Here is a 925-nt window from a genome sequence, read left to right as displayed (position 1 = left end):
AAAAACAAAGCTTAGCATGGCCCGACCCCGGTTCGGCCGGACCCCGGTTCGGACCGGTTCGGAGTCAATCAGGGATTGAGCCAGATTACACGGGCTTTGGCTGTTAACGCGTGACCTTAAAAAAACGTGATTTTTTTTCACGTTTTTGAAAAACAAAGCGTACCTGCCCCATTCATTCTCGCCAAACCTTTCACGTTTACCACACTCTGGGATTAAACCCTTCCGGTTTGCTTACATCCACCCCCTCACCGTTCTGGTACAGCACATAAAACCCCTTGCTGTGAGCATAGTTTTTTACACTTTCACTCATTACCATCGCTGCCACACATCCCATAGCCGTATGGTTTTTATAAAGCGGCAGCATCCGTTTGAGCTTTTCCATCCTGACCACATGCTCATCCACATGCTCTCGGGTCAGTTTGCTTTTGCACTCCACGGCAACCAAAATACTCTCATTAACCACCAGAAGATCAATTTCAATGCCTTCGTTATTCCGATTAGCTTCAACGCCGGGATACACTTCATGAACCTGAATATCCATGGACTGAAACAAACGCACAACCGCAGGCGCCACCATATTTTCCACAAATTCTCCGAGACGGTTGCCCAGGGCACCAAGGTTCTTAGAAAGATTTTTTATGATGCGATCTGTTTCCTGAAACTTGCGGTCTGTCTCCTGAGACTGTTCCTTCATCAAACGCTCCGTCTCCTGAAACTTTCGATCGGTCTCTCTATACAGATCTTTAATTTCCTGAAAAAAATTCAGAATATGATCCGGGGTCAATGCCTGTTCCATCTCTTACCCTCCCTCAGCTTCCTGTTATTTCTCTACATCGTTCTCTACATCGTTTTTTTTTAGTATAACCACTGAAGCGGGAAATGACAAATACAAAAAAGAAAGGGGACAGCACATGCTTACCGAACT

The 925-nt window shown here is 45.6% G+C and carries 1 protein-coding gene; it reads right to left on the bottom strand.

From position 1 onward, the window contains the following. Positions 1 to 196 precede the first annotated feature (196 nt). Positions 197 to 796 carry a DUF3782 domain-containing protein gene (locus tag MTBBW1_RS27230; protein ID WP_080810147.1) on the bottom strand — a complete coding sequence of 200 codons (600 nt, stop codon included), beginning with the start codon at positions 794 to 796 and terminating at the stop codon, positions 197 to 199. Positions 797 to 925: the final 129 nt, after the last annotated feature.

The organism is Desulfamplus magnetovallimortis (assembly GCF_900170035.1).
In the GTDB taxonomy this organism is placed as follows: domain Bacteria; phylum Desulfobacterota; class Desulfobacteria; order Desulfobacterales; family Desulfobacteraceae; genus Desulfamplus; species Desulfamplus magnetovallimortis.
Note: the sequence above shows the minus strand (reverse complement) of the source record. Positions and strands in the feature narration are given on the sequence as shown.